Raw genomic sequence first — 26395 nt, forward strand, 5'->3', positions numbered from 1 at the left:
GTCAGCCACCGGTGACCGGCGGGAAGAAGGCCACTTCGCCGCCCTCGGCAATCTCGGTATCGGCCTCGGTCATGTCATGGTCGTAGGCCATGCGCAGGTTCTTTTCCGGTCCCAGCACCTCGGCCCAGATGCCGCCCCGCCCCATCAGGAAGGCGCGCACGTCGCCGACGGTCTTGACGCTGTCCGGCAGCTCGATGATTTCCTGCGAGGTCTGCAGGGCTTCGCGCACGCTGGCGAAGAAACGGAGTTCGATTTTCATGAAGGGAAATTCCTTGGTGGTTCAGTTGAGCAGATGATCGAAGGCCAGGAACTGCACCATGTCGCCGGCGGCGATGGTCTGTCCGGGCGGGTTGTCGATCAGGCCGTCGGCCCAGGCGGTCGAGGTCAGCACGGCCGAGCCCTGACTGGGGAAGAGATCCAGGCCGCCCTGGGCATTGCGACGCACGCGCAGGAATTCCTGGCGGCGGTCGGCGCGGGGCCAGTCGAAGTCAGCACGCATGCTCACTGCCTGCGGCAGCACGGCAGCGCGTGGCAGGCCCTGCAGACGCAGCAGGAAAGGTCGCACGAACAGCAGGAAGGTGACGAAGGAAGAGACAGGATTACCGGGCAAACCGATGAAGAACGCTTCACCCGCGCCCTCTTCCCCGCGCCGCACCTGACCGAAGGCCAGGGGCTTGCCGGGTTTCATGGCGATCTGCCACATGTTGATGCGCCCTTCCGCTTCCACGGCCGGCTTCACGTGGTCTTCCTCGCCCACGGAAACGCCGCCGCTGGTGATGATGAGGTCATGCTCGCGGGCGGCTTCGCGCAGGGTCTGGCGGGTGGCGGCAAGGTTGTCGGGGACGATGCCGTAGTCGCTGACGGCGCAACCCAGTTTTTGCAGCAGGCCACGCAGGAGGAAGCGGTTGGAGTTGTAGATGGCACCGGGCTTGAGGGGCTCGCCGGGCATGGTCAGTTCGTCGCCGGTAAAGAACACCGCCACCCGTACCCGCCGCAATACCTCCAGTTCGGCCTGGCCGACTGAAGCCGCCAGCCCCAGTTCCTGCGGGCGCAGGCGGGTGCCGGCGTCGAGGATGGTGCTGCCCTGGCGGATGTCTTCGCCGGTATAGCGCACCCATTCGCCACGGGTGGGCACATGGCGGATCACGACGTGGTCACCGTCCACCTCGCAGGCTTCCTGCATGACGATGGCGTCTGCGCCCTCGGGCAGCATGGCGCCGGTGAAGATGCGGGCGGCCGTGCCGGCTTCCAGCGGCTGGCCGACGTGACCGGCGGGAATGCGCTGCGACACCCGCAGGCGCGCCTGGCCGGAGGCGCAATCGGCGGCGCGCACGGCATAGCCGTCCATCTGCGAATTGTCCATGCCAGGCACGTTGATGTGGGCCTGCACGGGAGTGGCCAGCACGCGGTCGCAGGCGTCCAGGGTGGCGACGGTCTGGCTGCCGGTGACCGGCACGGCCGCATCGAGCAGGGTGTCGAGTGCCTGGGCGACGCTTTGCATGGGCGTGCGGGCGGGCTTGGCCGGGGAGTCTGGAATGGGAGCGGGCGTGGATTGCATGGCGGGCTTGAGGGATGGAATGCAGGAGTTGCGTTGTTTTCTGGTCAATTCCGGTCAACACAGCGACCCGACATTCTAATGCAATCACCGCCCCTCTGCGGCCCATGAAAAACGCCGCCCGGGCCGATGGCGCGGACGGCGTGATCGGGCAGAACCGACGGTGCTTACAGGCCGGTGTGCTCGGCCACGAAGGCCTTCACACGGGCGGCATCGGCCGGCATGACCTCGAAGCGCTGCGGCAGTGCCTCGATATTCTCGAAGCCGGCCGGACGGTCGGCGTCACGACCCAGGGCTTCGCGGATGGTCTCGTTGAACTTGGCCGGCAAGGCGGTCTCCAGCACGATCATGGTCACACCCGGGGTGAGGTTTTCGCGCGCCACCTTGATGCCGTCGGCAGTGTGGGTATCGACCGTGATGCCGTAGGTCTTTTCGGCGAAGCGGATGGTGTCCAGGCGGTCGGCGTGGGTGGACTTGCCGGAGGCGAAACCGTACTTGATCACGCTGGCGAATTCATCGCCGTCGCTGCCGGGCTTGCCGGTCAGGCCGAAGCCACCGGCGGTCTCGACCTTGTGGAACAGGGACTTGACGCGGGCGCTGTCGCGGCCCAGCAGGTCATAGACGAAGCGCTCGAAGTTGGAGGCCTTGCTGATGTCCATGCTGGGGCTGCTGGTGTGGTAGGTCTCGGCCGACTTGCGCACGCGGTACACGCCGGTGCGGAAGAATTCGTCGAGCACGTCGTTCTCGTTGGTGGCCACCACCAGCTTGTCGATGGGCAAGCCCATCATGCGCGCGATGTGACCGGCGCAGATGTTGCCGAAGTTGCCCGAAGGGACGGTGAAGGAGACCTTCTGTTCATTGCTGGTGGTGGCGGCCAGGTAGCCACGGAAGTAGTACACCACCTGCGCCACCACGCGTGCCCAGTTGATCGAGTTGACGGTACCGATCTTCTTGGCGGCCTTGTATTCCAGATCATTGGAGATGGCCTTGACGATGTCCTGGCAGTCGTCGAAGACGCCTTCCACCGCGAGGTTGAAGATGTTGGGGTCTTGCAGGCTGAACATCTGTGCGGTCTGGAAGGCGCTCATCTTCTTGTGCGGGGACAGCATGAAGACGCGGATGCCCTTCTTGCCGCGCATGGCGTATTCGGCGGCGCTGCCGGTGTCACCGGAGGTGGCGCCGACGATATTGAGTTCGGCCCCCTGCTTGGCCAGGGCATATTCGAACAGGTTGCCCAGCAGTTGCATGGCCATGTCCTTGAAGGCCAGCGTGGGGCCGTTGGACAGGCTTTGCAGTACCAGCTTGTTGCCGTCGCGCTCTTCCAGCGTGCGCAGCGGGGTGATCTGGGCGGCGTCCTCACCGGCGCGGGTGTTGCGATAGACGTCGGCGGTATAGGTCTTGTGCGCCAGCGCCTTGAGATCGGCTTCGGGGATATCGGTGGCGAACTTGCGCAGCACCTCGAAGGCCAGGTCGGCGTAGGACAGCTTGCGCCACTGCTCGAGCTCGGCGCCGCTCACCTGCGGATACTGCGCCGGGAGGTAGAGGCCACCGTCCGGGGCCAGGCCGCCCAGCAGGATTTCGGAGAAGGAAGGAGTTGCAGCGTGACCGCGAGTGGAGACGTATTGCATGTCGATAGGAAGCGCCGGCAGGCGGCTGGAGGGTGAATTGGCAGGAAAGCCTTGGATTATAAGGCCAGACGGGCTACGACAAAAGCGCAGCAAGGGGCCGGCCATGAAATCCTTGTGGCATCCGGGGCAAGGTGATCATGGGAAGGACTATTGCCCCGGAACATCACTGACCTGAAATAAAACGTTACCACCCTTGAAAGCCGGCCATGGCCGGGCTATGCTGCGCCACTTCGTGTGCAGCGCCGGATTGGCGGAATGTTTGCACGCTGGCGACATCAAAGACCTATTCAAACTCAACAAGGATGGAAAACGGCATGAATCACAAGACCAAGACCCTGCTCGCAACGACCGGCCTGTTCGCGGCCCTCCTGGCGAGTCTGCCGGCCCACGCCGAGAACTGGCAATCGCTGGGCGGTACCGACCAGTCCGAACTGCTGGTCGATACCGACTCCATCGTCGAGTCCGGCGGCGTGCGCGAGGCCTGGTCGCTGTGGAACTTCAAGGAAGCGCGCCCCAACAATGGCGACAAGAGCTTTCCGACGCTGAAGTCCTACAAGGACCTGCACCAGTACAACTGCAAGGCCGGCACCATGAAGCTGGTGCGCGAGATCATCTTTGCCGAGAACGATGGCAAGGGCGACAAGCGTGACCATTCGGACGCGCTCAAGGGCATGGACTTCGTCAAGCCCAAGCCGATGTCGGTGGGTGACGCCATGCTGCAGGCGGTGTGCAGCTTCGAACTGAAGAAGTAGGACACAGCAGGACGGCCCTCGCCCGGCGCGGCGGTCCGCCCTGCCGACGTAAAAAAATCGGAGCCCGCGGGCTCCGATTTTCGTTGGCGGCCAGACTTGACCGGCGAGAGATCAGCTCAGCTCTTCCAGGCGGATCTTGGTGACCTTGCCCACGACGGTGGACAGGGCTTCGATCTTGGCGATGGCGGCCTCGATGTTCTTTTCCTGGGTCTGGTGGGTCAGCATGATGATGTCGGTCTGCTGTTCACCTTCGCCCGGCTCCTTCTGCAGCATGGCGTCAATGGAGATGGTCGAGTCGGCCAGGATGCGGGTGACATCGGCCAGCACGCCAGCCTGGTCGGCCACGCGGATGCGCAGGTAGTAGCTGGTCACCACTTCGCTCATGGGCAGCACCGGGGTATCGGCCATGGCATTGAGCTGGAAGGCCAGCGAAGGTACGTGGTGTTCCGGATCGGCCGTAGCCAGGCGGGTGATGTCGACCAGGTCGGCGATCACGGCCGAGGCGGTCGGCTCGGAACCGGCACCCTTGCCGTAGTACAGGGCTTCGCCGACGGCGTCGCCCCGCACCACCACGGCGTTCATGGCCCCCTCAACATTGGCGATCAGGCGCGAGGCCGGGATCAGCGTCGGGTGCACGCGCAGTTCGATGCCCTTCTCGGTCTGGCGCGTGATGCCCAGCAGCTTGATGCGGTAGCCCAGCTTTTCGGCATAGGTGATGTCGCTGGCCTGCAGCTTGGTGATGCCTTCCACGTGGGCCTTGTCGAACTGCACCGGGATGCCGAAGGCGATCGAGGCCATGATGGTCAGCTTGTGGGCTGCGTCCACGCCTTCGATGTCGAAGGTCGGATCGGCCTCGGCATAGCCCAGGCGCTGCGCTTCCTTCAGGACCACGTCGAAGTCCAGCCCCTTGTCGCGCATCTCGGAAAGGATGAAGTTGGTGGTGCCGTTGATGATGCCGGCCACCCACTGGATACGGTTGGCGGTGAGGCCCTCACGCAGTGCCTTGATGATGGGGATGCCACCGGCCACGGCGGCCTCGAAGGCTACCATGACGCCCTTTTCCTGCGCGGCCTTGAAGATCTCGTTGCCATGGGTGGCGATCAGGGCCTTGTTGGCCGTGACCACGTGCTTGCCGTTGGCGATCGCCTTCAGTACCAGATCGCGGGCGGTGTCGTAGCCGCCGATCAGTTCGACGACGATATCGATCTCGGGATCGTTCACCACCAGGTTGCCGTCGTTGACGACCTTGACTTCGCCACGGGTCAGTTCGGTCGCGCGGGCAGTATTGCGAGCGGCGACCATGGTAATTTCAATGCCCCGGCCTGCACGGCGCGCAATCTCTTCCTGGTTGCGCTTGAGAACATTGAAAGTACCGGAACCCACGGTGCCGATGCCGAGCAAACCTACTTTGATGGATTTCATATTGTCTTCGTGGTTGATGAAAAAGACCGCCTGGTCCGCATCAGCGGGCAGGACGGGTTACTGCAGAAACGGTCAGGCGGTGCCGTGGCGGCGACGATAGCCCTCCAGGAAATGGGCGATGCGGCCCATGGATTCGGTCAGGTCGTCGGTATTGGGCAGGAACACCACGCGGAAGTGGTCCGGCGTGGGACAGTTGAAGCCGGTACCTTGCACGATCAACACCTTTTCCTCGGCCAACAGTTCGTAGGCGAATTCCTGGTCATCCTTGATCGGGTAGATCTCCGGGTCCAGGCGCGGGAACATGTACAGCGCCGACTTGGGCTTCACGCAGGTCACGCCCGGGATGTCGGTCAGGAGCTTGTGCGCCAGGTCGCGCTGCTTGGTCAGGCGGCCGTTGGGGCCGACCAGGTCATTGATGCTCTGGTAGCCGCCCAGCGCGGTCTGGATCGCGAACTGGCCCGGCGCATTGGCGCACAGGCGCATCGAGGCCAGCATGTTGAGGCCCTCGATATAGTCGCGGGCGTGCTTCTTCTCGCCCGAGACCACCATCCAGCCGGCACGATAGCCGCAGGAACGATAGTTCTTGGACAGGCCATTGAAGGTGATGAACAACACATCATCGGCCAGCGACGCCAGCGAGGTGTGGGTGTTGCCATCGTAGAGCACCTTGTCGTAGATCTCGTCGGCCAGGATGATCAGCTGGTGCTGACGTGCCAGTTCGATGATTTCCTTGAGCACCTCGACCGAATAGAGCGCGCCGGTCGGGTTGTTGGGGTTGATGACGACGATGGCCTTGGTGTTGGGGGTGATCTTCTTCTTGATGTCGGCGATATCGGGCTGCCAGCCTTGCTGCTCGTCGCAGACGTAATGCACGGGGGTGCCGCCGGACAGGCTCACGGCAGCGGTCCACAGCGGGTAGTCGGGCGACGGCACCAGCACTTCATCGCCGGTGTTGAGCAGCGCGTTCACGCTCATGACGATCAGCTCGGAGGCGCCATTGCCGAGGTAGATGTCGTCGATGGTGACGCCTTCGATCTTCTTTTGCTGGGTGTAGTGCATGACCGACTTGCGCGGGGCGAACAGGCCCTTGGAGTCGGTATAGCCGGAGGCATTGCCCATGTTGCGGATCATGTCCTGCACGATCTCGTCGGGGGCATCGAAGCCGAAGGCGGCCAGGTTGCCGATGTTGAGCTTGATGATTTTGTGGCCCTCTTCCTCCATCTGACGCGCCTTTTCCAGCACGGGACCCCGAATGTCGTAACACACATCTGCCAGCTTCTTGGATTTCTGAATCGGTCGCACAGCTCTTCCTCTAATCGTTTCGCAGGGTTCGGCCAGCCTGGCCCCATCGGATCTCATCGGCGCACATGGCGGGACCGGAACCTTTGCCTCGCGGTCCTCTCCATTACCACGCTTGCCGTCATTTTCCTGCATGTTCCTGCCCGCTGCAGTGCAATGTAAAGCACCTGCAAAGAGGCCGGTGACGGCGCCCCAAGGGCCCGCCGGGAACCGGCCATTTTGCCCAAAGCTAAGCATTTTATCAATCAAATAGGCGTGCGCCGGGGTCGGAAACGGCTACAATGGCGCACTTTACGACCACGTTGCCGCGATGCATGTCGCCATGACATCCCGGCCCGGCCGTCTGCCCGGACCGGGCGCCTGCAACCCATCCTGCCCATCCTGCGATGAAGCTCCACACGACCGAGACCAAGCAATACCAGACCGTCACCGCCTACGATGAGGACGGTGTCGAGCTCAATGCCATCCGTTTCACCAACAGCTTGCTGGTGCTGCCCGAAACCGAGCCGGTGCCCTGGCCGGTGGACAGCTTCGAGGCGCTCACCCCGCAGCATTTCGACCAGATCGACGCCACCGCGCCCGACGTGGTCATCCTGGGTACCGGCGAGCGCCAGCGCTTCGTCCACCCCAAGCTGACCACCGTGCTCACGGCGCGCCGCATCGGTGTGGAATGCATGGACAACCAGGCCGCCTGCCGCACCTACAACATCCTCATGGCCGAGGGACGCAAGGTGGCACTGGCGCTGATCATCTCGCCACAAGCCTGAACCGGCACTTGCCGCGACAAGAAACCCAAGAACACGCAACAAGGAACCGCTGTCAATGCGCGAACTGTACAAATCCAAGGCGTTCGTCTGGACGCTGCTTATCCTCTTCCTGCTGGTCTGGTTCTGGATGCTGGGCGCTCGCGTCCTGGTGCCCACCGATGAAGGCCGCTACGCCGAGATGGCACGCGAAATGGTGGCCACGCAGGACTGGATCACCACCCGCCTGAACGGCATCAAGTATTTCGAAAAGCCGCCGCTGCAGACCTGGATGAATGCCATCACCTTCGAGCTGTTCGGCCTGGGTGAATGGCAGGCACGCCTGTGGACGGGCCTGTGCGGCCTGCTCGGCATCGGTCTGGCCGGCTACACCGGCAGCCGCGTCTTCAACGGCCGCGTGGGCTTCTATGCCGCGCTGGTGCTAGCGTCGAGCTTCTTCTGGGCCGGCATGGGTCACATCAATACGCTGGACATGGGCCTGTCGGGCATGATGACCATCGCCCTGTGCGCCCTGCTGATGGCCCAGCGTGACGGTGCCTCCCGCGAGGGCCAGCGCAACTGGATGCTGCTGTGCTGGGCCGGCATGGCCCTGGCGGTGCTGTCCAAGGGGCTGATCGGCATCGTGCTGCCGGGCGCGGTGCTGGTGCTCTATACCTTCTTCGCCCGCGACTGGGCGATCTGGAAGCGCTTACATCTGGTCAAGGGCCTGATCCTGTTCTTTGCCATCTGCACGCCCTGGTTCGTGGCGGTATCGCTGCGCAACCCGGAATTCCCGCAGTTCTTCTTCATCCACGAGCACTTCCAGCGCTTCACCAGCAAGATCCATAGCCGCACCGGCCCGTGGTATTACTTCATCCCCATCCTGGTGCTGGGCATCATCCCTTGGTTGGGCGTGTTCTTCCAGAGTCTGTGGAAAGGCACCCGCGAACAACGCGATACGGCGGGCTACAACAGCCTCAACGGTGGTCGCTTCCAGCCCAAGCGGCTGTTGCTGGTGTGGGCGGTGTTCATCTTCGTGTTCTTCAGCATTTCGGACTCCAAGCTGCCCTCCTATGTGCTGCCGATCTTCCCCGCGCTGGCCCTGCTGATCGCCTGCCACCTGGAAGAAGCCGATTACAAGGCCCTGGCCTGGGCCGGCTCGCTGGTGGCCTTGCCCGCCGCGGTGGCGCTGGCCTTCATCCCGCGCGTGCCGTCGATGGCCAAGGATGCCTACTCGCTGCCGCTGGTGGAAGCCCACGTGCCCTACCTCTACGCCGCAGCGCTGATCTTCTTCGTCGGCGGCATCGCCGCGATCCGCCTGGCCCGCCAGCACAAGGACTGGGCCGTCACCTCGCTGGCGGCGACCGCCTTCGTGGCCGGACAGTTGCTGCTGCTGGGGCATGACCCGCAAGGCCGCTATTCGGCCGGCGTCGACTATGTCCCGGCGCTGCAGGCAGAGCTCAAGCCGGAAACCCCGATCTACCTGGTCGGCCGCTACGAACAGGCCCTGCCCTTCTACCTGCGTCGCACCATGACCCTGGTGCAGCACGCCGACGAAATGGAGTTCGGCCTGAAACAGGAGCCGCAGCTGTGGCTGCCGACGGTGGACGCCTTCGTGGCCCAATGGGTGGCCGACAATGCGGCCGGCAAGAAGGACATCGCCATCATCGACCCGACCATCTACAAGCAACTGGTTGAACGCAAGCTGCCGATGCGCCTGATCGGCCAGGATCCGCGCCGCGTCATCGTGGCCAATGATCCGCCGCCTGCGTCCACTCCTGCCGCTGCCCATGCCAACGGCGAGAAAAAGGCCGGCAAATGAACCTGGCGACATTTGGCTTCATCTTTGTCGGCATCTGCCTGAACGCAGTAGCGCAACTCCTGCTCAAGGCCGGTACCAATGCCGTGGGTGCGATCCACCTGACCGCGGACAACTGGTTTTCCACCGGTCTCAAGCTGGCCACCCAGCTGCCCATCATTGGCGGCCTGTCCTGCTATGTGATCTCGGTGGGCGTGTGGATCATCGGCCTGTCGCGGGTGGACGTAACCATCGCCTATCCGCTGCTGTCCCTGGGTTACATCATCAATGCCATCGGCGCGTGGTATTTCCTTGGCGAGGCCATTTCCATGCAGCGCCTGCTGGCCATCGGCGTGATCATTGTCGGCGTGGTCTTGCTGACCCGAAGCTGATTTACAATACCGGGTCGCCGCGCGGCGCCCGCCAGCGCCGCGCCGGCCCTCCCATCCTGAATATCGTCTGACCGGATTCCACCATGAGCCTGCCTTCGCTGCCATTCCTGCCTTTCGCCAAACCCACCATCGATGAAGCCACCATCGCCGCCGTCGGCGAGGTGCTGCGCTCGGGCTGGATCACCAGCGGCCCCAAGGTCCAGGCGTTCGAAAAGGCGCTGTCGGAATACGTGGGCGGGCGCATCGTGCGCACCTTCAATTCCGGCACCTGCACGATGGAAATCGCGCTGCGCATCGCCGGCATCGGCCCCGGTGACGAAGTCATCACCACCCCCATCTCCTGGGTGGCGACGGCCAACGTGATCCTGGAAACCGGTGCCACGCCGGTATTCGCCGACATCGATCCGATCACCCGCAATATCGACCTGGATCGCCTGGAAGCAGCCATCACCCCGCGCACCAAGGCGATCATCCCGGTCTATCTGTCCGGCCTGCCGGTGGACATGGACCGCCTGTATGCGATCGCCGCCAAGCACAAGCTGCGCGTGGTGGAAGACGCCGCCCAGGCGCTGGGTTCGACCTGGAATGGCAAGCGCATCGGCTCGTTCGGCGATTTCGTCTCCTTCAGCCTGCAGGCCAACAAGAACATCACCAGCGCCGAAGGTGGCTTCCTGGTGCTCAACAATGCCGACGAAGCGCGCCTGGCCGAGAAATACCGCCTGCAGGGCGTCACCCGCAGCGGCTTCGACGGCCTGGAAGTGGACGTGCTGGGCGGCAAGTACAACCTGACCGATGTGAATGCCGCCATCGGCCTGGGCCAGTTTGCCCATATCGACGCAGTGACCGCCCACCGCAAGGAACTGGCACGCCATTACTTCGCCTGCTTCGGCAGCGACTTCGAAGCCAACTACGGCGCCCAGCTGCCGGTGGCCGACTTCGAGAACTCGAACTGGCACATGTTCCAGCTGGTGCTGCCGGAACGCATTACCCGTGCCGCCTTCATGGAAAAGATGATGGAAAAGCAGGTCGGCATCGGCTACCACTACCCGGCCATTCACCTGCTCAAGCTCTACCGTGAACGCGGCTTCAAGGAAGGCATGTTCCCGGTGGCCGAACGCGTCGGCCAGCGCATCGTTTCCCTGCCGATGTTCAATGTCATGCGTAAAGAGGACGTTGTGCGCGCGGTTGAAACGGTAAAATCGGTGCTTGGCTGATTTTTGCGGAATTGTTCGAAAATTTCGGCATAATTCGATTTATTTGCACTTTCGCAATTTGCAGCCAACGCAATTCGTCATCTTTGCAACACGCTGGCCTGAACGCCGCGACCTCTACTGTCGCAGCGCATCGGGCCTTTGATTTATTTCAGCACCTGCATTTCCAGCATTCGATATTTGATGAAACCAGAACTGTCCGTCGTCATCCCGGTTTACAACGAGGAATCCGGGCTCTCCAAACTGTTCGAGCGCCTCTACCCGGCGCTGGACGCGCTGGGCTACAGCTATGAAGTCATCTTCGTCAACGATGGCAGCCGCGACCGCTCGGCCGGCATCCTGGCCGAACAGTATCGGCTGCGCCCGGATGTCACGCGGGTGGTGCTCTTCAATGGCAACTACGGTCAGCACATGGCCATCATGGCAGGCTTCGAGGCGACCCGGGGCGAAGTCGTGGTGACGCTGGACGCCGACCTGCAGAATCCACCCGAGGAAATCGGCAACCTGGTCGCCAAGATGCGCGAGGGCTACGACTACGTGGGCTCGATCCGCCGCAAGCGCCAGGATTCGGCCTGGCGCACCTATGCCTCCAAGGCCATGAACCGCCTGCGCGAGAAGATCACCCGCATCAAGATGACCGACCAGGGCAACATGCTGCGCGCCTATGGCCGCAACGTCATCGACCTGGTCAATCGCTGCCGGGAGGTGAATACCTTCGTGCCGGCCCTGGCCTACACCTTTTCGCGCAATCCGACCGAGATCGTGGTGGAGCATGAAGAGCGCTCGGCCGGGGAGTCGAAATACTCCTTCTACAGCCTGATCCGCCTCAATTTCGACCTGGTGACCGGTTTTTCGCTGGTGCCGCTGCAGTTCTTCTCGCTGCTGGGTATCGGGCTGTCCTTCGCCTCGGCGGCGCTGTTCATCCTGATCGTACTGCGCCGCCTGCTGATCGGCGCGGAAGTGGGCGGCGTCTTCACGCTGTTCGCCATCACCTTCTTCCTGATGGGCGTGATCCTGTTCTCGATCGGCCTGCTGGGTGAATACATCGGCCGCATCTACATGCAGGTGCGCGCGCGCCCCCGCTATGTGGTGCAGGCCATCCTCGAGCAATCCTCTTCGGAAGACAAGCAAGCCCTATGAACGCCGTCGTATTCGCCTACCATGACGTGGGGGTGCGCTGCCTGAAAGTCTTGCTCGCCCGTGGCGTGCAGGTTTCGCTGGTGGTCACGCACGAAGACAATGCCGCCGAGAACATCTGGTTCGGCTCCGTGGCCGGGGTCTGCCGTGAGCACGGCATCACCTGCATCACTCCGACCGACCCGAAGTCGCCGCAATTGCTGGCCCAGGTGCAGGCGGCGCAGCCTGACTTTATCTTCAGTTTCTATTACCGCCACATGTTGCCTGCGGAAGTGCTGGCGACCGCCCGGCGTGGCGCCTACAACATGCATGGCTCGCTGCTGCCCAAGTACCGCGGCCGCGTGCCGATCAACTGGGCGGTGCTGCACGGTGAGACCGAGACCGGCGCCACCCTGCATGAGATGACCGTCAAGCCCGACGCCGGCAGCATCGTGGCCCAGACGGCCGTGCCCATCCTGCCCGACGACACGGCGCACGAAGTCTTCGGCAAGGTCGTGGTGGCCGCCGAGATGACCCTGTGGACTGCCCTGCCGGCCATGCTGGCGGGTCGCACACCGCAGCTGCCCAACGATCTGTCCAAGGGCAGCTACTTCAGCGGCCGCAAGCCCGAGGATGGCCGCATCGACTGGCGCCGCACCGCCCGCGAAGTCCATAATCTGGTGCGCGCGGTAGCGCCCCCCTACCCCGGCGCCTTCGAGGAAATCGCGGGTGATAAAATTACGGTCACGAGAACCCGGCTGGTTCCGCCGTCGGCCCACCCTGCCCTGCAGCGGGCCCATGGCATGCAGGACAAGTTCTTCGAAGGCGGCAAGTTGTACGCCCGTTGTGGCGATGGCAACTTCCTCCAGATCCTGGGCATCCAGATCAATGATCAGGATGCTTCACTCAACAATTACCTGAAATACATGGCCTCCTGAAGTCCGGCCATTCACTAGCTCTCAACATTATGAAAAAAGTCCTCATTCTCGGCGTCAACGGCTTCATCGGCCACCACCTGTCCAAGCGCATCCTGGAAACCACGGACTGGCACGTCTATGGCATGGACATGATGACCGACCGTATCACCGACATTCTGGAAAACGAGGCCTACAAGTCGCGCATGCACTTCTTCGAGGGCGACATCACCATCAACCAGGAATGGGTGGAATACCACGTCAAGAAGTGTGACGTGATCCTGCCGCTGGTGGCCATCGCCACCCCGTCGACCTACGTCAACGCCCCGCTGCGCGTGTTCGAGCTGGACTTCGAAGCCAACCTGCCGATCGTGCGTTCGGCCGCCAAGTACAAGAAGCACCTGGTCTTCCCCTCGACCTCGGAAGTCTATGGCATGTGCCACGACGAGGAATTCGATCCGGAAGAATCCGAGCTGATCTGTGGCCCGATCAACAAGCCGCGCTGGATCTACTCCTGCGCCAAGCAGCTGATGGACCGCGTGATCTGGGGCTACGGCATGGAAGCCGGCCTGAACTTCACCCTGTTCCGCCCGTTCAACTGGATCGGCGCCGGCCTGGACTCGATCCATACCCCCAAGGAAGGCTCGTCCCGCGTGGTGACCCAGTTCTTTGGCCACATCGTGCGCGGCGAGAACATCTCCCTGGTCGACGGCGGCCTGCAGAAGCGCGCCTTCACCTATATCGATGACGGCATCGATGCGCTGATGAAGATCATCGCCAACGAAGGCGGCGTGGCCACGGGCAAGATCTACAACATCGGCAACCCGGTCAACAACTACTCCATCAAGGATCTGGCCGACATGATGTTGAAGCTGGCTGCGGAGTATCCGGAATACGCCGACACCGCCAAGCAGGTGCAACTGGTGGAGACCACCTCCGCTGCCTACTACGGCAAGGGTTACCAGGACGTGCAGAACCGCGTCCCGAAGATCACCAATACCTGCGAAGAACTGAACTGGGCGCCCAAGACCACCATGGCCGACACCCTGCGCAACATCTTCGACGCCTACCGCAGCCAGGTCGCCGAAGCCCGTGCCCTGATGGACTGATTTCCATCCCGCCACGGCCCGCAAAACCGCGCTTCTGGCGCGGTTTTGTTTTTTCCGGCGTGAAACCGTCACAGAGACCATCATCATGAGCCGATCTGCAGCCTGTTTGCCCCATTTTGCTGCATCGCTGCATATTGTTCTATCGGCCGCACAATGCTAGTCTCGCAACTTGTCGGCGGGCGTTGGCGTCTTCTTCCAGAGCCCGCCCCACACCATGGCGCGACACGGCCATCACCCATTCCCGGTTCAGCGAATTGCCCAAACTCACACTCAAGATCGACGCCGACACCTATCGCGGCACCCGCGTCGGCGTCCCCAACCTGATCGCGCAATTGCGCCGCCATGGCGCCGGCGCCACCTTCCTGTTCTCCCTCGGCCCCGACCACACCGGCTGGGCGCTCAAGCAGATTTTCCGTCCGGGCTTCTTCAGCAAGGTGTCGCGCACCTCGGTGGTAGAGCACTATGGCATCAAGACCCTGATGTACGGCACCCTGCTGCCGGCACCGGACATCGGCAAGACCTGCGCCGGCTTCATGCGCCAGGCGCGTGATGCCGGCTTCGAATGCGGCATCCACACCTGGGACCACCGCGTCTGGCAGGACGATGTGCGTACCGCCGATGCCCAGTGGACGGTCGAGACCATGCACCAGTCCCATGCCCGTTACCGCGAGATTTTCGGCGAGGCTCCGCGTACCCACGGCGCCGCCGGCTGGCAGATGAATGACCATGCCTTCGTGCAACTGGACCAGTTCGGCATGGCCTACTCCTCCGACGGTCGCTCGCAACTGCGCGAGGATGGCCGTCTGGCCGACCAGGACGCTGGCCCGCATCGGCTCTCGGCATTCGGCAAGCCGCTGTCCTGCGTGCAATTGCCGACCACCCTGCCGACGCTGGACGAAATCCTGGGCCGTGATATCGGCGGCAAGATGATCGATGCGGGCAACGCCGCCGATTTCCTGCTGCAGTTGACCAGGGAGCCACGCGACCATGTCTTCACCTTGCACGCCGAACTTGAAGGGCAGAAACTCGCCCCCATTTTCGAACGATTGCTGGCAGGCTGGCGCGCCCAGGGATACGAACTGGTCTCCATGGGTGACTACTACGACAGTATCCGCAACGACGTCCTGCCCATCCTGCCGATCAGCTGGGGCGAATTGCCCGGCCGCTCGGGCGAGATGATCGTTCAGGCCATGTAATCCGGACAACAGATCGAGCTTCTGGCCGGCATCACTTCCACCAACAAGACTTCACCTACGGGGCGCCATTTTGACAGACCGACCATCCATCCTGAACAAGACCGTGCCGGAGTTCTCGGCCGCCATGACCAGTGGCAAGACCTTCAACCTGGCCGATTACCGGGGCAAGAACCTGGTGCTGTATTTCTATCCCAAGGACAATACCCCGGGCTGTACCACCGAAGGCATGCAGTTCCGTGACCTGCACCCGCAATTCCTAGCCGCCAACACCGAAATCTTCGGTATCAGTCGCGACAGCCTGAAGTCGCATGAAAACTTCAAAGGCAAGCTGGGCATGCCTTTCGAGCTGATCTCCGATCCCGATGAAACCCTGTGCACCATGTTCGATGTCATGAAGATGAAAAACATGTATGGCAAGCAGGTTCGCGGCGTGGAGCGCAGCACGTTTGTGATTGACGGCGCAGGTAAAGTGGTGAAAGAATGGCGTGGAGTGAAGGTTCCTGCCCACGTGGATGAGGTACTGGCCTTCATCAACACCCTTGCCTGAACTGAACGATATTCGCTGCCGCGACTGTCGTGTTGCCCAAAAGGCAGCTGGTTCCGGCAGCGAAGGATCCGTCTGGCAAGCGTTTCCGACGCGTTCGACAAAAATGCGGTCAAACGATACAAGCCATTGAATTCAAACAGAAAAACGTTTGCTGGAAGCCGTTTCAGGTTTAGGCCTCAGGCCTGCCGAAACGGCTTTTTTACTTTTCGATTTGCCGCCACCTCTAATCAAGCCCTTGCCCACCCGTTTGCCAGCTTGCCCGGCAAGGGTTTCATTAGACTTCTCGGCCCCGCAGCTTCACCCTGCTTCCCTTTGCTGTTCGCTGTTCTGCTTCACCTGTTCGCTCTGACAAAGCGGAGTTTTCTTCATCCACTTCCGAGGTCCTGATGCCCCTGCCCAAAATGCCGAGCAAACCAGCTTCGATGCTGTCTCCCGAGGACTATCCCAAGGCCGATCGCAACAAGCCTGTCAAACCGAACATCACTCTCGTTGAAACGTCCGCTCCCGCTGTCGCACCGCAAGAAGTCGCCGTAGCCGCTCCTCCTGTCGCCGATGCCAAGGTCGCAGCACCCCGTGCGCGCATCACCGGCAAGACCGCTGCTGTCGCCGAAAAACCGAAAGCCGCGCCCAAGAGCGCCGAAGTCCGTCCCAAGTCGCCCACCAGCCGCGTGGCTGACAAGCTGGGCAAGTCCAAGCTGTTCGTGCTGGATACCAACGTGCTGATGCACGATCCGACCTCGCTGTTCCGCTTCGAGGAACACGACATCTACCTGCCCATGGTGACGCTGGAGGAGCTGGACAACCACAAGAAGGGCATGTCCGAAGTCGCCCGCAATGCGCGCCAGATCTCGCGTTCGCTGGATGCGCTGGTGTCCGACATCGCCGAGGATGCCATCGACCTGGGCATTCCGCTCTCCAAGCTGGGCAACAAGGATGCCAAGGGCCGCCTGTACTTCCAGACCAAGCTGCAGAATGCCGCCCTGCCGGAAGGTCTGCCCGAGGGCAAGGCCGACAACCAGATCCTGGGCGTGGTCCGGGCGCTGGACCAGCAGTATCCGGAGCGTCCGGTGGTGCTGGTGTCCAAGGACATCAACATGCGCCTGAAGGCGCGTGCCATTGGCCTGCCCGCCGAAGACTACTTCAACGACCACGTGCTGGAAGATACCGACCTGCTGTACTCGGGCATCCAGCAACTGCCGGACGACTTCTGGAACAAGCACGGCAAGGGCATGGAGTCGTGGCAGGAGAGCCGCCACGGCAGCAGCTATACCTACTACCGCGTCACCGGTCCCTACGTGCCGTCGCTGCTGGTCAACCAGTTCGTCTTCATCGAGCCCAAGAACGGCGAACCGGCCTTCTATGGCCAGGTGTCCCAGATCAACGGCAAGACGGCGGTACTGCAGACCCTGCGCGACTTCGGCCACGCCAAGAACAGCGTCTGGGGCATCACCGCCCGCAACCGCGAGCAGAACTTCGCGCTGAACCTGCTGATGAACCCGGAGTGCGACTTCGTCACCCTGCTGGGCCAGGCCGGTACCGGCAAGACCTTGCTGGCACTCGCCTCTGGCCTGGCGCAGGTGCTTGAAACCAAGCTCTACAACGAAATCATCGTCACCCGTGTGACGGTGCCGGTCGGCGAAGACATCGGTTTCCTGCCAGGGACCGAGGAAGAAAAGATGGGCCCCTGGATGGGCGCCTTCGACGACAACCTCGAAGTGCTCAACAAGTCCGACGGCGACGCCGGCGAATGGGGCCGGGCAGCGACCCAGGACCTGATCCGCTCGCGTATCAAGATCAAGTCGCTGAACTTCATGCGCGGCCGTACGTTCGTGAACAAGTTCTTGATCATCGATGAAGCGCAGAACCTCACGCCCAAACAGATGAAGACGCTGGTCACGCGTGCGGGTCCGGGCACCAAGATCGTCTGCCTGGGTAACATCGCCCAGATCGACACACCCTACCTGACCGAAGGCTCCAGCGGCCTGACCTATGTGGTCGACCGCTTCAAGGGCTGGGCGCACAGCGGCCACGTCACTCTGGCGCGGGGCGAACGTTCCCGCCTGGCCGATCACGCCAGCGACGTGCTGTAAGCAGTTTTCTTCCGCAGAAAAGCAAAAAGCCACGGTAACGTGGCTTTTTGCTTTTGGACGCCCGCGTCAACAACCGCCGCGGGCGCAAACCAGGATGGCTTACAGCACGTGCACCCCGATCCACCAGGCGATCGCGGCCACGAAGGCCGAAGCCGGGATGGTGAAGATCCAGGCCCAGACGATGTTGCTGGCCACGCCCCAACGCACGGCCGACATCTTCTGTGCCGCGCCCACGCCGACGATGGCGCCGGTGATGGTGTGGGTGGTGGAGACCGGGATACCCAAGGCGGTTGCGATGAACAGTGTGATGGCGCCGCCGGTTTCGGCACAGAAGCCACCGACCGGCTTCAACTTGGTGATCTTCTGGCCCATGGTCTTGACGATGCGCCAGCCACCGAACAAGGTACCCAGGCTGATGGCGCAGTAGCAGGAAATGATGACCCACATCGGCGGCGCTTCCGGCGAGGAATAGCCCGAGGCGATCAACAGCATCCAGATGATGCCGATGGTCTTCTGCGCATCGTTGCCGCCATGGCCCAGGCTATACATGGAGGCCGACAGCAACTGCAGCCGCCGGAACCAGCCATCGATCTTGCGCGGCGTAGAGCGGAAGAATATCCACGACACCATGAGCATCATCAACGAGCCGAATACCAGGCCCAGCAAGGGTGACAAGACGATGAAGAGGATCGTCTTGAGCAAGCCCGCCGAGATCAGGGCCCCGGTGCCGGCCTTGGCCACAGCCGCGCCGACCAGGCCACCGATCAGGGCATGCGAGGAGGAGGACGGAATGCCGTAGTACCAGGTCACCAGGTTCCAGAAGATGGCGCCGATCAGGGCACCGAAGATGACGTACTGGTCGACGATGGCCGGCTCGATGGTGCCCTTGCCGACCGAAGCCGCCACGTGCAGCTGGTGGAACACGAACACCGCGGCCAGGTTGAAGAAGGCCGCCATGGCCACGGCCGTCTGCGGGCGCAGCACACCGGTGGAGACCACGGTGGCAATCGCGTTGGCGGCGTCGTGGAAGCCGTTCATGAAGTCGAACAGCAGCGCCAGGACGATCAACAGCGCGAGGATATGTAAGCTGATTTGGATTGTTTGCATGGGGAAACCGTTGTGTGAAGCCAGCGGCGTTCCCCGGAGGAATCGCCGCTACGCCGGGGATCAGGCGTTTTCGACGATGATGCCTTCGATGATGTTGGCCACGTCTTCGCAGCGATCGGTGACGGTTTCCAGGATTTCGTAGATGGCCTTGAGCTTGATGAGCGTGCGCACATCCGGCTCGTCGCGGAACAGCTTGGACATGGCCGCGCGCATGACGTGGTCGGCATCGGATTCCAGGCGGTCGATTTCCTGGCAGATGGCCAGGATCTGGCGCGAATTGTCCATGTTCGACAGCAGGCCCACAGCCGATTGCACCTTCTCCGCACAGGACAGGCACAGCTCGGCCAGGCGCTTGGCTTCCGGCGTGATAGCCTTGATGTCGTACAGGGAGATGGTCTGGGCGGCATCTTCCAGCAGGTCCAGGATGTCATCCATGCGGGTGATCAGCTGGTGGATGTCATCGCGGTCCAGCGGGGTGATGAAGGTCTTGTGCAGCAACTCGATGGCATTGTGCGTGACCTTGTCGGCCTCCTTCTCGACGGCTTCAATGGCGTGCACACGGATTTCGAGGTCGTCGAAATTGGTCATCAGCGCCACCATTTCCTTCGCACACTTGACCGCCAGCTCTGCATGCTGATTGAAAAGGTCAAAGAATTTGCCTTCCGTCGGCATCAATCGTCCAAACATTTTTCTCTCTCATCAATGGTTAGCGCCCGAACCGGGCGCCGTTTCGAACCGGCCTGCGGCTTGCCCCCCTTGGAAGCCGGAATCCCGCCCTGCCGGTCCTGCACGGACGGCCTCGGGAGCCATCCGCCTTACATGACACGAGCGGCCATGCGCCGCCCGTGATCCTCGTGCGGTGACGGCCATCACTGCCCGCCACCCCAACCGTTCAGTCGCCGCCGTAGGGCTGCGCCAGATTCCCGATATAGTTGTCGTACTTGGTATACATCCCCAGGAAAGACAGGCGAATGCTGCCAATGGGGCCATTACGCTGCTTGCCGATAATGATTTCCGCAGTGCCCTTGTCGGGCGAGTCCGGATTGTAAACTTCATCCCGGTAAATGAACAAAATGACGTCGGCATCCTGCTCAATAGCACCGGATTCGCGCAAGTCAGACATCACCGGGCGCTTGTTGGGACGCTGTTCCAGCGAGCGGTTCAGCTGCGACAGCGCAATCACCGGGCAGTTGAGTTCCTTGGCCAGGCCCTTCAGACTACGCGAGATTTCCGAGATTTCGGAGGCGCGGTTTTCCGAGGAACTGCCACCGTTACCCGACATCAGCTGCAGGTAGTCGATGATGATCAGGCCCAGCTTGCCGCACTGGCGCGCCAGGCGACGCGAGCGTGCGCGCAATTCGATGGGCGACAGCGCCGGCGTTTCATCGATGTAGAACTGGGCATCGTTCATCTTCTGGATGGCGTGCGTCAGGCGCGGCCAGTCCTCGTCCAGCAGGCGACCGGTACGCAGGCGGTGCTGGTCCAGACGACCGACCGAGCCCAGCATACGCATAGCCAGCTGGGCGCCGCCCATTTCCATGGAAAACACCGCCACCGGCAGGCCGGATTCGATCGCCACGTGTTCGCCGATGTTGATCGAGAACGCCGTCTTACCCATGGAAGGACGACCGGCGACGATGATCAGGTCGCCCGGCTGCAGGCCGGAGGTCATCTTGTCCAGGTCCATGAAGCCGGTGGGCACACCGGTGATGTCGCTGGTGTTGTCGCGGTTGTAGAGTTCGTCGATACGCTCCACCACCTGGGTCAGCAGCGGCTGGATTTCCATGAAGCCCTGCGAGCCGCGCGAGCCCTCTTCGGCGATGGCGAAGATCTTGGATTCGGCTTCGTCGAGCATGGACTTGACGTCCTTGCCCTGCGGGTTGAAGGCATTGCCGGAGATTTCGTCGGCCACCGTGATCAGCTTGCGCAGGATGCCGCGGTCACGCACGATTTCGGCGTAGCGGCGGATATTGGCCGCCGAGGGGGTGTTCTGCGCCAGCGCGTTCAGATAGACCAGGCCACCGACTTCCTCGGCCTTGCCACTGGTGGACATGGCCTCATAGACCGTGATCACGTCCGCCGGCTTGGTGCTGTTGATGAGCTTGACGATGTGCTCGAAGATGATGCGGTGGTCGTAGCGGTAGAAGTCTTCCGCGCTGACGAAATCTGCGATGCGGTCCCAGGCTGCGTTATCCAGCAGCAGGCCGCCCAGCACCGATTGCTCGGCCTCGATGGAGTGTGGCGGCACGCGGAGCGCATCGATCTGAGGATCGGAAGACTCCTTCTGGCCGCGGAAAAATTCAGGATTGCCGCGGGACGATTCTTTCATGGCGCGCATTATAACCTGCTGATGTGAAGCCGTTGGTTCAGGTGGACGTTTTTGCAGCGCATAGCCCCATCAAGGAACGGATGCGAAGTTCAATCCCCGGCGGATGGTAGGCCAACATGCTTTCCCGGCAGGAAGAATCGAAGCAAAATGACAATAAAAAAGCCAGGCGAACCCGGCTTTTCTATTGCAAAACGAATTGCAGCAAACAGGCGAATTACGCTTGCTCGCCCTTCACTGCGATGGTGACGTCGACCACCACGTCGGTGTGCAGAGCAACCGACACAGGGTGTTCGCCGACAATCTTCAGCGGGCCGTTAGGCATACGCACTTGCGACTTTTCCACGGCGAAACCCTTCTTGCCCAGGGCTTCAGCGATGTCGAAGTTGGTCACGGAACCGAACAGACGACCGTCAACGCCGGCCTTCTGCGACACTTCCACGGTGGCACCAGTCAGCTTTTCACCTTGGGCTTGAGCAGCAGCCAGCTTCTCGGCAGCGGCCTTTTCCAGATCGGCACGCTTGGCTTCGAATTCGGCGATGGCAGCGTCGGTAGCACGACGGGCCTTGCGTTGCGGGATCAGGAAGTTACGTGCGAAACCGTCCTTGACGCGCACGACATCACCCAGACCGCCGAGATTAACGATTTTTTCCAACAGAATGACTTGCATGTTTTTCTCCTATTTCTCGGCGCAGATTACGCGTTGTGCAGATCGGTGTACGGCAGCAGGGCCAGATAACGCGCGCGCTTGATGGCGGTGTCAACTTGACGCTGGTAGTGGGCCTTGGTACCGGTCAGGCGTGCCGGCATGATCTTGCCGTTTTCCTGGACGAAGTCCTTCAGGGTGTCCACGTCCTTGTAATCGACCTGTTCAACGCCAGCGGCGGTGAAACGGCAGAATTTCTTGCGCTTGAACAGCGGGTTTTGCTGTTGACGCTTGTTTTTCAGCTTGCTTTTATCGAACTTTTTACCGAATGCCATGATTTGGCTCCTGTATCTAAAAATTGGGTAAGGTCTTTTTAGCGCAGTCTCTCGTCAGTCTTCCGACGGGACAGCGCCAAAATCAACGATATGAAACACGACGCTCTTGCTGTTGCGATTCCTGCGGGCCAGAAAGCCGGTGAAGCGGAAGACTTCTCCCAGCGCAGCCTTGTTGAGCGCACCGGAGATTTCTCCTGCTGCCATCGCCGCGATCTCGAATTCGACCTGGCGACGCATGCCAGCTTCCATCTGCTCCGACTGATGCTGCAACCTGGCAGTCACGATCGGAATACCGGCCGGCGTATAACGCAATACATCACGTTCGGCCAGACTGGCGATGACTTGAAGCTGGTTCACTCTCCGCTATGAATCGCAGCGCAATCAGGCTGCCGGTGCTTCGGTACGGCTCTTGGCCGCGTCTTCCTTCTGCACTGCCTTCAGGATGGGGGAAGGACCGGTTTCGGCCTTCTTCATCTTGACGGTCAGGTGGCGCAGGACGGCGTCGTTGAACTTGAAGCCGGTTTCGATCTCGGCCAGCGTTTCGCTGTCGACTTCGATGTTCAGGCAGACGTAGTGAGCCTTGGCCAGCTTCTGGATCTGGTAGGCCAGTTGACGACGGCCCCAATCTTCGACACGGTGAACCTTGCCGCCGCGGGTGGTGACGATGCCCTTGTAACGCTCGATCATCGCCGGCACTTGCTCGCTTTGGTCCGGGTGGACGATAAATACGATTTCATAATGACGCATGTAGACTCCTTATGGACTTATTGAAGACGCCCACCCCGGCGTCAAGACGGGTGTGGGAAGAGGAAAACCCAAGATCATACAAGGTTTCTGGCATAACAGCAATGTCGACTATTGCTGGCGAGGTCAGGCGGATACAGGCGGAGCCATCGCACCGGGCAGATATGCGGCACAAGATCTTTCATCTATTTATATATAGACAGGAAAAACTGTTCTTGCAGTACCAGAAAGTGCATGTTGCCGTTGACACAAGGATTGCACCTGTATAAAAATACAGACTGTTCATCCAAACAGCCTTCCCCCAGAGAAAGGCCTACCCCATGCTCAAACTGACCGCGCGCCAGGAACAGATCCTGAACCTGATCAAGAACGCCATCGAGAACACCGGCTTCCCTCCCACGCGCGCCGAGATCGCTGCCGAGCTGGGCTTCCGCTCCGCCAACGCCGCTGAAGAGCATCTGCAGGCACTGGCCCGCAAGGGCGCCATCGAAATATCCCCTGGCACCTCGCGCGGTATCCGCCTGCGCGAATCCGGCGTACCCGCATCAAGCGGCATCGCCCGCCAGATGGCCCTGCCCCACCCCGCCCTCATGCAGTTGAGTCTGCCCCTGATCGGTCGCGTGGCTGCCGGCTCGCCCATCCTGGCGCAGGAGCATGTCGAGAAGACCTATCAGGTCGATCCGGCGATGTTCCCCAGCAAACCGGATTACCTGTTGAAGGTGCGCGGCATGTCCATGCGTGACGCTGGCATTCTCGATGGCGATCTGCTGGCGGTCCGCAAGACAGACCAGGCGCGCAATGGGCAGATCGTGGTGGCGCGACTGGCCGACGAGGTCACCGTCAAGCGCTACCAGAAGACCGGCTCGGTCATCACACTCTTCCCGGAGAATCCGGAATTCGAACCCATCATCGTCAAGCCGGACGCCGACCAGTTTGCTCTTGAAGGGCTTGCCGTCGGGTTGTTGCGCAGCTGGCATTGAACCAGCAGGGAGCAGGCCTGCCGCTCCCGATGCATCGGCGCCCACCACCGCGCCGATCCCGCTCCCAAGGAACCTTCGTCTAAAACGAAGGTTTTTTGCTTTCTATTCGCCTCTTCGGCATCCGGTCCTTGCGCATATTATTTCTGCTGGACAGCTATGTCCGGCGCAAAGCATGCGCCCAACCAAGAGGATCCCTTTCGATGTCGATGCGCAAGAGCAGCAACAAGCACGGTAACCAGGCCCAGGCCGCCACCCAGTCCCATCTGCAAGACCTGCTGGATGTCCGCAAATGCCTGGATCTTCTGGATAATCGCAAGGTTGATGAAGCAAAGACCCTGTGTACTGCCGTGCTGGGGCGCGCTCCCACCCTGGTGTTCGCCAACCATGCACGCGGACTCATCGCCATGCAGGAGGGCCTGCACGCCGATGCCGAACACTATCTTCGCAAGGCCATCGCGGCCGATCCGGAGAATGCCGAGTACCTGAGCAACCTGGCAGCCGCACTCCTGGCACAGGATCGCATCGATGAAGCCATCAGGATCTATGAGCGCGCCATCGAAGTCGACAAGGAAAGTCGGACGGCCCGCGTCGGCCTGGCCAATGCCCTGCATGAAAAGAACGACCCGGACGCCTCGATCGCCTACTTCGAGGATGCGGTCAAGCGCGAGCCAGAGGCCCCTGGCCCGCTCTCCCATCTGGGGCGGGCGCTGGTGGAAGCGAAGCGCTATGACGAGGCGGTCGCAACCATCCTCAAGTCACTGGAACTGCAGATCAACTTCGCCCCTTCGCACACCGCCCTGGGCGAAGCCTTCCATGCCATGGAGATGTACAAGGAAGCCCTGGAGTCCCATAAGACAGCAATCCTTCTGGACCCGGAAGATACCTACGCGCACAACAAGATTGCCGATACCTACCTGAAACTGAACAAGGTCACCGAAGCCCACGAACACCTGCTGCGCGTCATCGACATCGCCCCCAAGGACTCCAACAGCTATCTCAAGCTGGGTGCCAGCTACTTTTCCGCCGAAGATCGCTTCGACGATGCCATGCGCATGTTCAACAAGGCGTTGGAACTGAATCCCAAGCAAGCCCTCATCTACAACAACATTGGTGCCATCAAGCACGACCATGGCGACACCCATGAGGCGGTGGAGATCTTCCGCAAGGCGCTCGAATTGCGCCCCAACTATTCCACCGCCAAACACAACCTGGCCCTGAGCCTGCTGTTGCACGGCGACCTCAAGGAAGGCTGGCAATGTCACGAAAGTCGCCTGGAAACCCGCGAGCGCGCCTACGTCTACAAGCTCATCCACAAACTGTTCGAGATCATTCCCAAATGGGATGGCAAGAGTTCGCTGGAAGGCAAATTCATACTCCTGATGCATGAACAGGGCTTTGGCGACAGCATCCAGTTTCTGCGCTATGCACGCCTGGTCATGGACCGTGGCGCCCGGGTGGCGGTGCACGTGAAGAATCCGCTGTATCGGCTGTTCCAGTCGTTCACACCAGAAGTCACCCTGATCCGGGAAAGCGACCCGCTGCCACCCTGCGACTGCGCCTACGTGATGATGAGCCTGCCCTATGCGCTGGGCACCGATACCGTGGACGACATCCCCTCCTTCCCCAGCTACTTGGCAGCCGATCCCTTGCTGGCAGAAGAATGGCGCCAGAAAATTGCCGCAATAACAATATCGGAACAGCATCTACGTGTCGGTGTGGTGTGGGGCGGCAATCCGGAGCACGGCAATGATCGGCACCGCTCGATCCCCCTTGACACCTTCAAGCAATTGTTCGGACTCCCGAAGATCGAGTTCTACTCCCTGCAAAAGGGCAAGCCCCTGGAAGACCTGAAGAATCTGCCTGCCGACCGGTCAGCCCACAATCTGGGTGACCAATGCGCAGACTTTGCCGATACCGCCGCAGCGATCCACAACCTGGACCTGGTCATCAGCGTGGATACCTCGGTGGTGCACCTGGCTGGCGCCATGGGCCACCCCACCTGGGTACTGCTCCCGCACATCCCCGACTGGCGCTGGCTGCAGAACCGCGACGATTCGCCCTGGTATCCGAGCATGCGTCTGTTCCGCCAGCCAGCCTTCAGCGACTGGGACTCCGTGATGAAGCGCATCGCCGAAGAATTAATCAGATTGCAACAAGAAAAGGCGCAGCAATAGGACTCTGGCCCTCACTCACTCCTTCCGAAAAAGCCGCTTGCACCGAGCGGCTTTTTCAATGGAGCGAAAATTTCTTGGTTTCAACAAAGATTTCCCTAAAGTTTTCTCGATCGGCGTCGAAAAAGGATTTGCTTGCAGTTTCAAAGCACGCAGTTTTAGTTCGGAAAGCCTTGAAAGAGATTTTTTTCGCGAAAGCCCTAAACTTTTTCCAAGACTGCCCGATAAAGCAATCAACAGAGGTTGAAACGCCTGGGGCTCATGGGTAGAAGACCAAAGTTAAGCACTGAAACTCGGATCATCGGTCTCAAATC

General features: G+C 61.2%; 25 protein-coding genes. 13 read left to right on the forward strand and 12 right to left on the reverse strand.

Features of this window, described 5'->3' with window-relative positions; all coding sequences use genetic code 11:
• Nucleotide 1 precedes the first annotated feature (1 nt).
• The 3 genes from moaD to thrC form a co-directional block, all read right to left on the reverse strand.
• Nucleotides 2-259 carry a molybdopterin converting factor subunit 1 gene (moaD, locus tag HFRIS_RS07190; RefSeq protein WP_006462622.1) on the reverse strand — a complete coding sequence of 86 codons (258 nt, stop codon included), beginning with the start codon at nucleotides 257-259 and terminating at the stop codon, nucleotides 2-4.
• A 21-nt stretch (nucleotides 260-280) separates the two neighbouring features.
• Nucleotides 281-1501 (reverse strand): molybdopterin molybdotransferase MoeA, encoded by a 1221-nt coding sequence (locus HFRIS_RS07195; protein ID WP_006462623.1) that lies wholly within the window; start codon nucleotides 1499-1501, stop codon nucleotides 281-283.
• A gap of 221 nt (nucleotides 1502-1722) precedes the next feature.
• Nucleotides 1723-3183: a threonine synthase gene (thrC, locus tag HFRIS_RS07200; RefSeq protein ID WP_006462624.1), complete on the reverse strand. Its 1461-nt coding sequence runs from the start codon at nucleotides 3181-3183 to the stop codon at nucleotides 1723-1725.
• Nucleotides 3184-3497: 314 nt separating this feature from the next.
• On the opposite strand from thrC, the gene HFRIS_RS07205 reads away from it, so the two are divergent.
• Complete coding sequence (locus HFRIS_RS07205; RefSeq protein WP_006462625.1) at nucleotides 3498-3935, forward strand: surface-adhesin E family protein; 438 nt, start codon at nucleotides 3498-3500, stop codon at nucleotides 3933-3935.
• 111 nt (nucleotides 3936-4046) lie between these two features.
• Here the strand turns inward: HFRIS_RS07205 and HFRIS_RS07210 are convergent, their stop codons facing one another.
• Together HFRIS_RS07210 and HFRIS_RS07215 are read right to left on the reverse strand one after the other, a co-directional pair.
• Nucleotides 4047-5357, reverse strand: a complete 1311-nt coding sequence (locus HFRIS_RS07210; protein ID WP_006462626.1) for a homoserine dehydrogenase — start codon at nucleotides 5355-5357, stop codon at nucleotides 4047-4049.
• 72 nt (nucleotides 5358-5429) lie between these two features.
• Nucleotides 5430-6659 (reverse strand): pyridoxal phosphate-dependent aminotransferase, encoded by a 1230-nt coding sequence (locus tag HFRIS_RS07215; protein ID WP_006462627.1) that lies wholly within the window; start codon nucleotides 6657-6659, stop codon nucleotides 5430-5432.
• 383 nt (nucleotides 6660-7042) lie between these two features.
• Between HFRIS_RS07215 and HFRIS_RS07220 the strand changes: the two genes are divergently transcribed.
• The 10 genes from HFRIS_RS07220 (at nucleotide 7043) to HFRIS_RS07265 (ending at nucleotide 17772) form a co-directional block, all read left to right on the forward strand.
• Nucleotides 7043-7423 (forward strand): Mth938-like domain-containing protein, encoded by a 381-nt coding sequence (locus HFRIS_RS07220; RefSeq protein ID WP_006462628.1) that lies wholly within the window; start codon nucleotides 7043-7045, stop codon nucleotides 7421-7423.
• A gap of 55 nt (nucleotides 7424-7478) precedes the next feature.
• A complete protein-coding gene (locus tag HFRIS_RS07225) occupies nucleotides 7479-9221 on the forward strand; it encodes a glycosyltransferase family 39 protein (protein WP_006462629.1) in 1743 nt (580 codons plus the stop codon).
• Nucleotides 9218-9589, forward strand: coding sequence for an EamA family transporter (locus HFRIS_RS07230; protein WP_006462630.1), 372 nt, complete (start codon nucleotides 9218-9220; stop codon nucleotides 9587-9589). The genes HFRIS_RS07225 and HFRIS_RS07230 overlap by 4 nt, the downstream gene beginning before the upstream one ends.
• Before the next feature lie 83 nt (nucleotides 9590-9672).
• On the forward strand, nucleotides 9673-10803 hold the full coding sequence (locus tag HFRIS_RS07235) for a DegT/DnrJ/EryC1/StrS family aminotransferase (RefSeq protein WP_006462631.1): 1131 nt from the start codon (nucleotides 9673-9675) through the stop codon (nucleotides 10801-10803).
• 180 nt (nucleotides 10804-10983) lie between these two features.
• Complete coding sequence (locus HFRIS_RS07240) at nucleotides 10984-11940, forward strand: glycosyltransferase (protein WP_006462632.1); 957 nt, start codon at nucleotides 10984-10986, stop codon at nucleotides 11938-11940.
• A complete protein-coding gene (locus HFRIS_RS07245; protein WP_006462633.1) occupies nucleotides 11937-12854 on the forward strand; it encodes a formyltransferase in 918 nt (305 codons plus the stop codon). The genes HFRIS_RS07240 and HFRIS_RS07245 overlap by 4 nt, the downstream gene beginning before the upstream one ends.
• Nucleotides 12855-12883: 29 nt before the next feature.
• Entirely contained in the window at nucleotides 12884-13939 is a 1056-nt protein-coding gene (locus HFRIS_RS07250) for a bifunctional UDP-4-keto-pentose/UDP-xylose synthase (protein ID WP_006462634.1), read from the forward strand.
• Between the two features lie 254 nt (nucleotides 13940-14193).
• Complete coding sequence (locus HFRIS_RS07255; RefSeq protein WP_006462635.1) at nucleotides 14194-15135, forward strand: polysaccharide deacetylase family protein; 942 nt, start codon at nucleotides 14194-14196, stop codon at nucleotides 15133-15135.
• A 70-nt stretch (nucleotides 15136-15205) separates the two neighbouring features.
• Nucleotides 15206-15682, forward strand: coding sequence for a peroxiredoxin (locus tag HFRIS_RS07260; protein ID WP_006462636.1), 477 nt, complete (start codon nucleotides 15206-15208; stop codon nucleotides 15680-15682).
• Between the two features lie 422 nt (nucleotides 15683-16104).
• Nucleotides 16105-17772 carry a PhoH family protein gene (locus tag HFRIS_RS07265; protein WP_006462638.1) on the forward strand — a complete coding sequence of 556 codons (1668 nt, stop codon included), beginning with the start codon at nucleotides 16105-16107 and terminating at the stop codon, nucleotides 17770-17772.
• A gap of 99 nt (nucleotides 17773-17871) precedes the next feature.
• On the opposite strand, the gene HFRIS_RS07270 is transcribed toward HFRIS_RS07265, so the two are convergent.
• The 7 genes from HFRIS_RS07270 to rpsF all read right to left on the reverse strand — a co-directional run bounded on the left by HFRIS_RS07270 (nucleotide 17872) and on the right by rpsF (nucleotide 22933).
• On the reverse strand, nucleotides 17872-18879 hold the full coding sequence (locus HFRIS_RS07270) for an inorganic phosphate transporter (RefSeq protein WP_006462639.1): 1008 nt from the start codon (nucleotides 18877-18879) through the stop codon (nucleotides 17872-17874).
• 60 nt (nucleotides 18880-18939) lie between these two features.
• Nucleotides 18940-19566, reverse strand: coding sequence for a DUF47 domain-containing protein (locus HFRIS_RS07275; RefSeq protein WP_006462640.1), 627 nt, complete (start codon nucleotides 19564-19566; stop codon nucleotides 18940-18942).
• 205 nt (nucleotides 19567-19771) lie between these two features.
• Entirely contained in the window at nucleotides 19772-21217 is a 1446-nt protein-coding gene (locus tag HFRIS_RS07280; RefSeq protein WP_006462641.1) for a replicative DNA helicase, read from the reverse strand.
• 205 nt (nucleotides 21218-21422) lie between these two features.
• A complete protein-coding gene (rplI, locus tag HFRIS_RS07285) occupies nucleotides 21423-21875 on the reverse strand; it encodes a 50S ribosomal protein L9 (RefSeq protein WP_006462642.1) in 453 nt (150 codons plus the stop codon).
• A 26-nt stretch (nucleotides 21876-21901) separates the two neighbouring features.
• Nucleotides 21902-22186 (reverse strand): 30S ribosomal protein S18, encoded by a 285-nt coding sequence (gene rpsR / locus HFRIS_RS07290; RefSeq protein ID WP_006462643.1) that lies wholly within the window; start codon nucleotides 22184-22186, stop codon nucleotides 21902-21904.
• Nucleotides 22187-22240: 54 nt separating this feature from the next.
• On the reverse strand, nucleotides 22241-22543 hold the full coding sequence (gene priB, locus HFRIS_RS07295) for a primosomal replication protein N (protein WP_006462644.1): 303 nt from the start codon (nucleotides 22541-22543) through the stop codon (nucleotides 22241-22243).
• 24 nt (nucleotides 22544-22567) lie between these two features.
• Nucleotides 22568-22933 carry a 30S ribosomal protein S6 gene (gene rpsF, locus HFRIS_RS07300; RefSeq protein WP_006462645.1) on the reverse strand — a complete coding sequence of 122 codons (366 nt, stop codon included), beginning with the start codon at nucleotides 22931-22933 and terminating at the stop codon, nucleotides 22568-22570.
• Between the two features lie 317 nt (nucleotides 22934-23250).
• Here rpsF and lexA point away from each other — a divergent pair, with 317 nt between their 5' ends.
• Nucleotides 23251-23910, forward strand: coding sequence for a transcriptional repressor LexA (gene lexA, locus HFRIS_RS07305; protein ID WP_006462646.1), 660 nt, complete (start codon nucleotides 23251-23253; stop codon nucleotides 23908-23910).
• Nucleotides 23911-24110: 200 nt separating this feature from the next.
• Nucleotides 24111-26084: a tetratricopeptide repeat protein gene (locus tag HFRIS_RS07310; RefSeq protein WP_006462647.1), complete on the forward strand. Its 1974-nt coding sequence runs from the start codon at nucleotides 24111-24113 to the stop codon at nucleotides 26082-26084.
• The last annotated feature ends 311 nt before the right edge of the window (nucleotides 26085-26395 follow it).

The sequence above is a fragment of the Herbaspirillum frisingense GSF30 genome, assembly GCF_000300975.2.
Lineage (GTDB): Bacteria > Pseudomonadota > Gammaproteobacteria > Burkholderiales > Burkholderiaceae_D > Herbaspirillum > Herbaspirillum frisingense.

Excerpts from the sequence above, each read along its gene's own strand:
- rpsF (WP_006462645.1), bottom strand. The coding sequence starts at position 22,933 with ATGCGTCATTATGAAATCGTATTTATCGTCCACCCGGACCAAAGCGAG.
- HFRIS_RS07245 (WP_006462633.1), top strand. The coding sequence starts at position 11,937 with ATGAACGCCGTCGTATTCGCCTACCATGACGTGGGGGTGCGCTGCCTG.
- moaD (WP_006462622.1), bottom strand. The coding sequence starts at position 259 with ATGAAAATCGAACTCCGTTTCTTCGCCAGCGTGCGCGAAGCCCTGCAG.
- HFRIS_RS07210 (WP_006462626.1), bottom strand. The coding sequence starts at position 5,357 with ATGAAATCCATCAAAGTAGGTTTGCTCGGCATCGGCACCGTGGGTTCC.
- rplI (WP_006462642.1), bottom strand. The coding sequence starts at position 21,875 with ATGCAAGTCATTCTGTTGGAAAAAATCGTTAATCTCGGCGGTCTGGGT.
- HFRIS_RS07220 (WP_006462628.1), top strand. The coding sequence starts at position 7,043 with ATGAAGCTCCACACGACCGAGACCAAGCAATACCAGACCGTCACCGCC.
- HFRIS_RS07250 (WP_006462634.1), top strand. The coding sequence starts at position 12,884 with ATGAAAAAAGTCCTCATTCTCGGCGTCAACGGCTTCATCGGCCACCAC.
- HFRIS_RS07310 (WP_006462647.1), top strand. The coding sequence starts at position 24,111 with ATGTCGATGCGCAAGAGCAGCAACAAGCACGGTAACCAGGCCCAGGCC.
- rpsR (WP_006462643.1), bottom strand. The coding sequence starts at position 22,186 with ATGGCATTCGGTAAAAAGTTCGATAAAAGCAAGCTGAAAAACAAGCGT.
- HFRIS_RS07195 (WP_006462623.1), bottom strand. The coding sequence starts at position 1,501 with ATGCAAAGCGTCGCCCAGGCACTCGACACCCTGCTCGATGCGGCCGTG.
- HFRIS_RS07240 (WP_006462632.1), top strand. The coding sequence starts at position 10,984 with ATGAAACCAGAACTGTCCGTCGTCATCCCGGTTTACAACGAGGAATCC.
- HFRIS_RS07235 (WP_006462631.1), top strand. The coding sequence starts at position 9,673 with ATGAGCCTGCCTTCGCTGCCATTCCTGCCTTTCGCCAAACCCACCATC.
- thrC (WP_006462624.1), bottom strand. The coding sequence starts at position 3,183 with ATGCAATACGTCTCCACTCGCGGTCACGCTGCAACTCCTTCCTTCTCC.
- HFRIS_RS07230 (WP_006462630.1), top strand. The coding sequence starts at position 9,218 with ATGAACCTGGCGACATTTGGCTTCATCTTTGTCGGCATCTGCCTGAAC.
- HFRIS_RS07275 (WP_006462640.1), bottom strand. The coding sequence starts at position 19,566 with ATGTTTGGACGATTGATGCCGACGGAAGGCAAATTCTTTGACCTTTTC.
- HFRIS_RS07280 (WP_006462641.1), bottom strand. The coding sequence starts at position 21,217 with ATGCGCGCCATGAAAGAATCGTCCCGCGGCAATCCTGAATTTTTCCGC.
- lexA (WP_006462646.1), top strand. The coding sequence starts at position 23,251 with ATGCTCAAACTGACCGCGCGCCAGGAACAGATCCTGAACCTGATCAAG.
- HFRIS_RS07225 (WP_006462629.1), top strand. The coding sequence starts at position 7,479 with ATGCGCGAACTGTACAAATCCAAGGCGTTCGTCTGGACGCTGCTTATC.
- HFRIS_RS07270 (WP_006462639.1), bottom strand. The coding sequence starts at position 18,879 with ATGCAAACAATCCAAATCAGCTTACATATCCTCGCGCTGTTGATCGTC.
- HFRIS_RS07205 (WP_006462625.1), top strand. The coding sequence starts at position 3,498 with ATGAATCACAAGACCAAGACCCTGCTCGCAACGACCGGCCTGTTCGCG.
- HFRIS_RS07265 (WP_006462638.1), top strand. The coding sequence starts at position 16,105 with ATGCTGTCTCCCGAGGACTATCCCAAGGCCGATCGCAACAAGCCTGTC.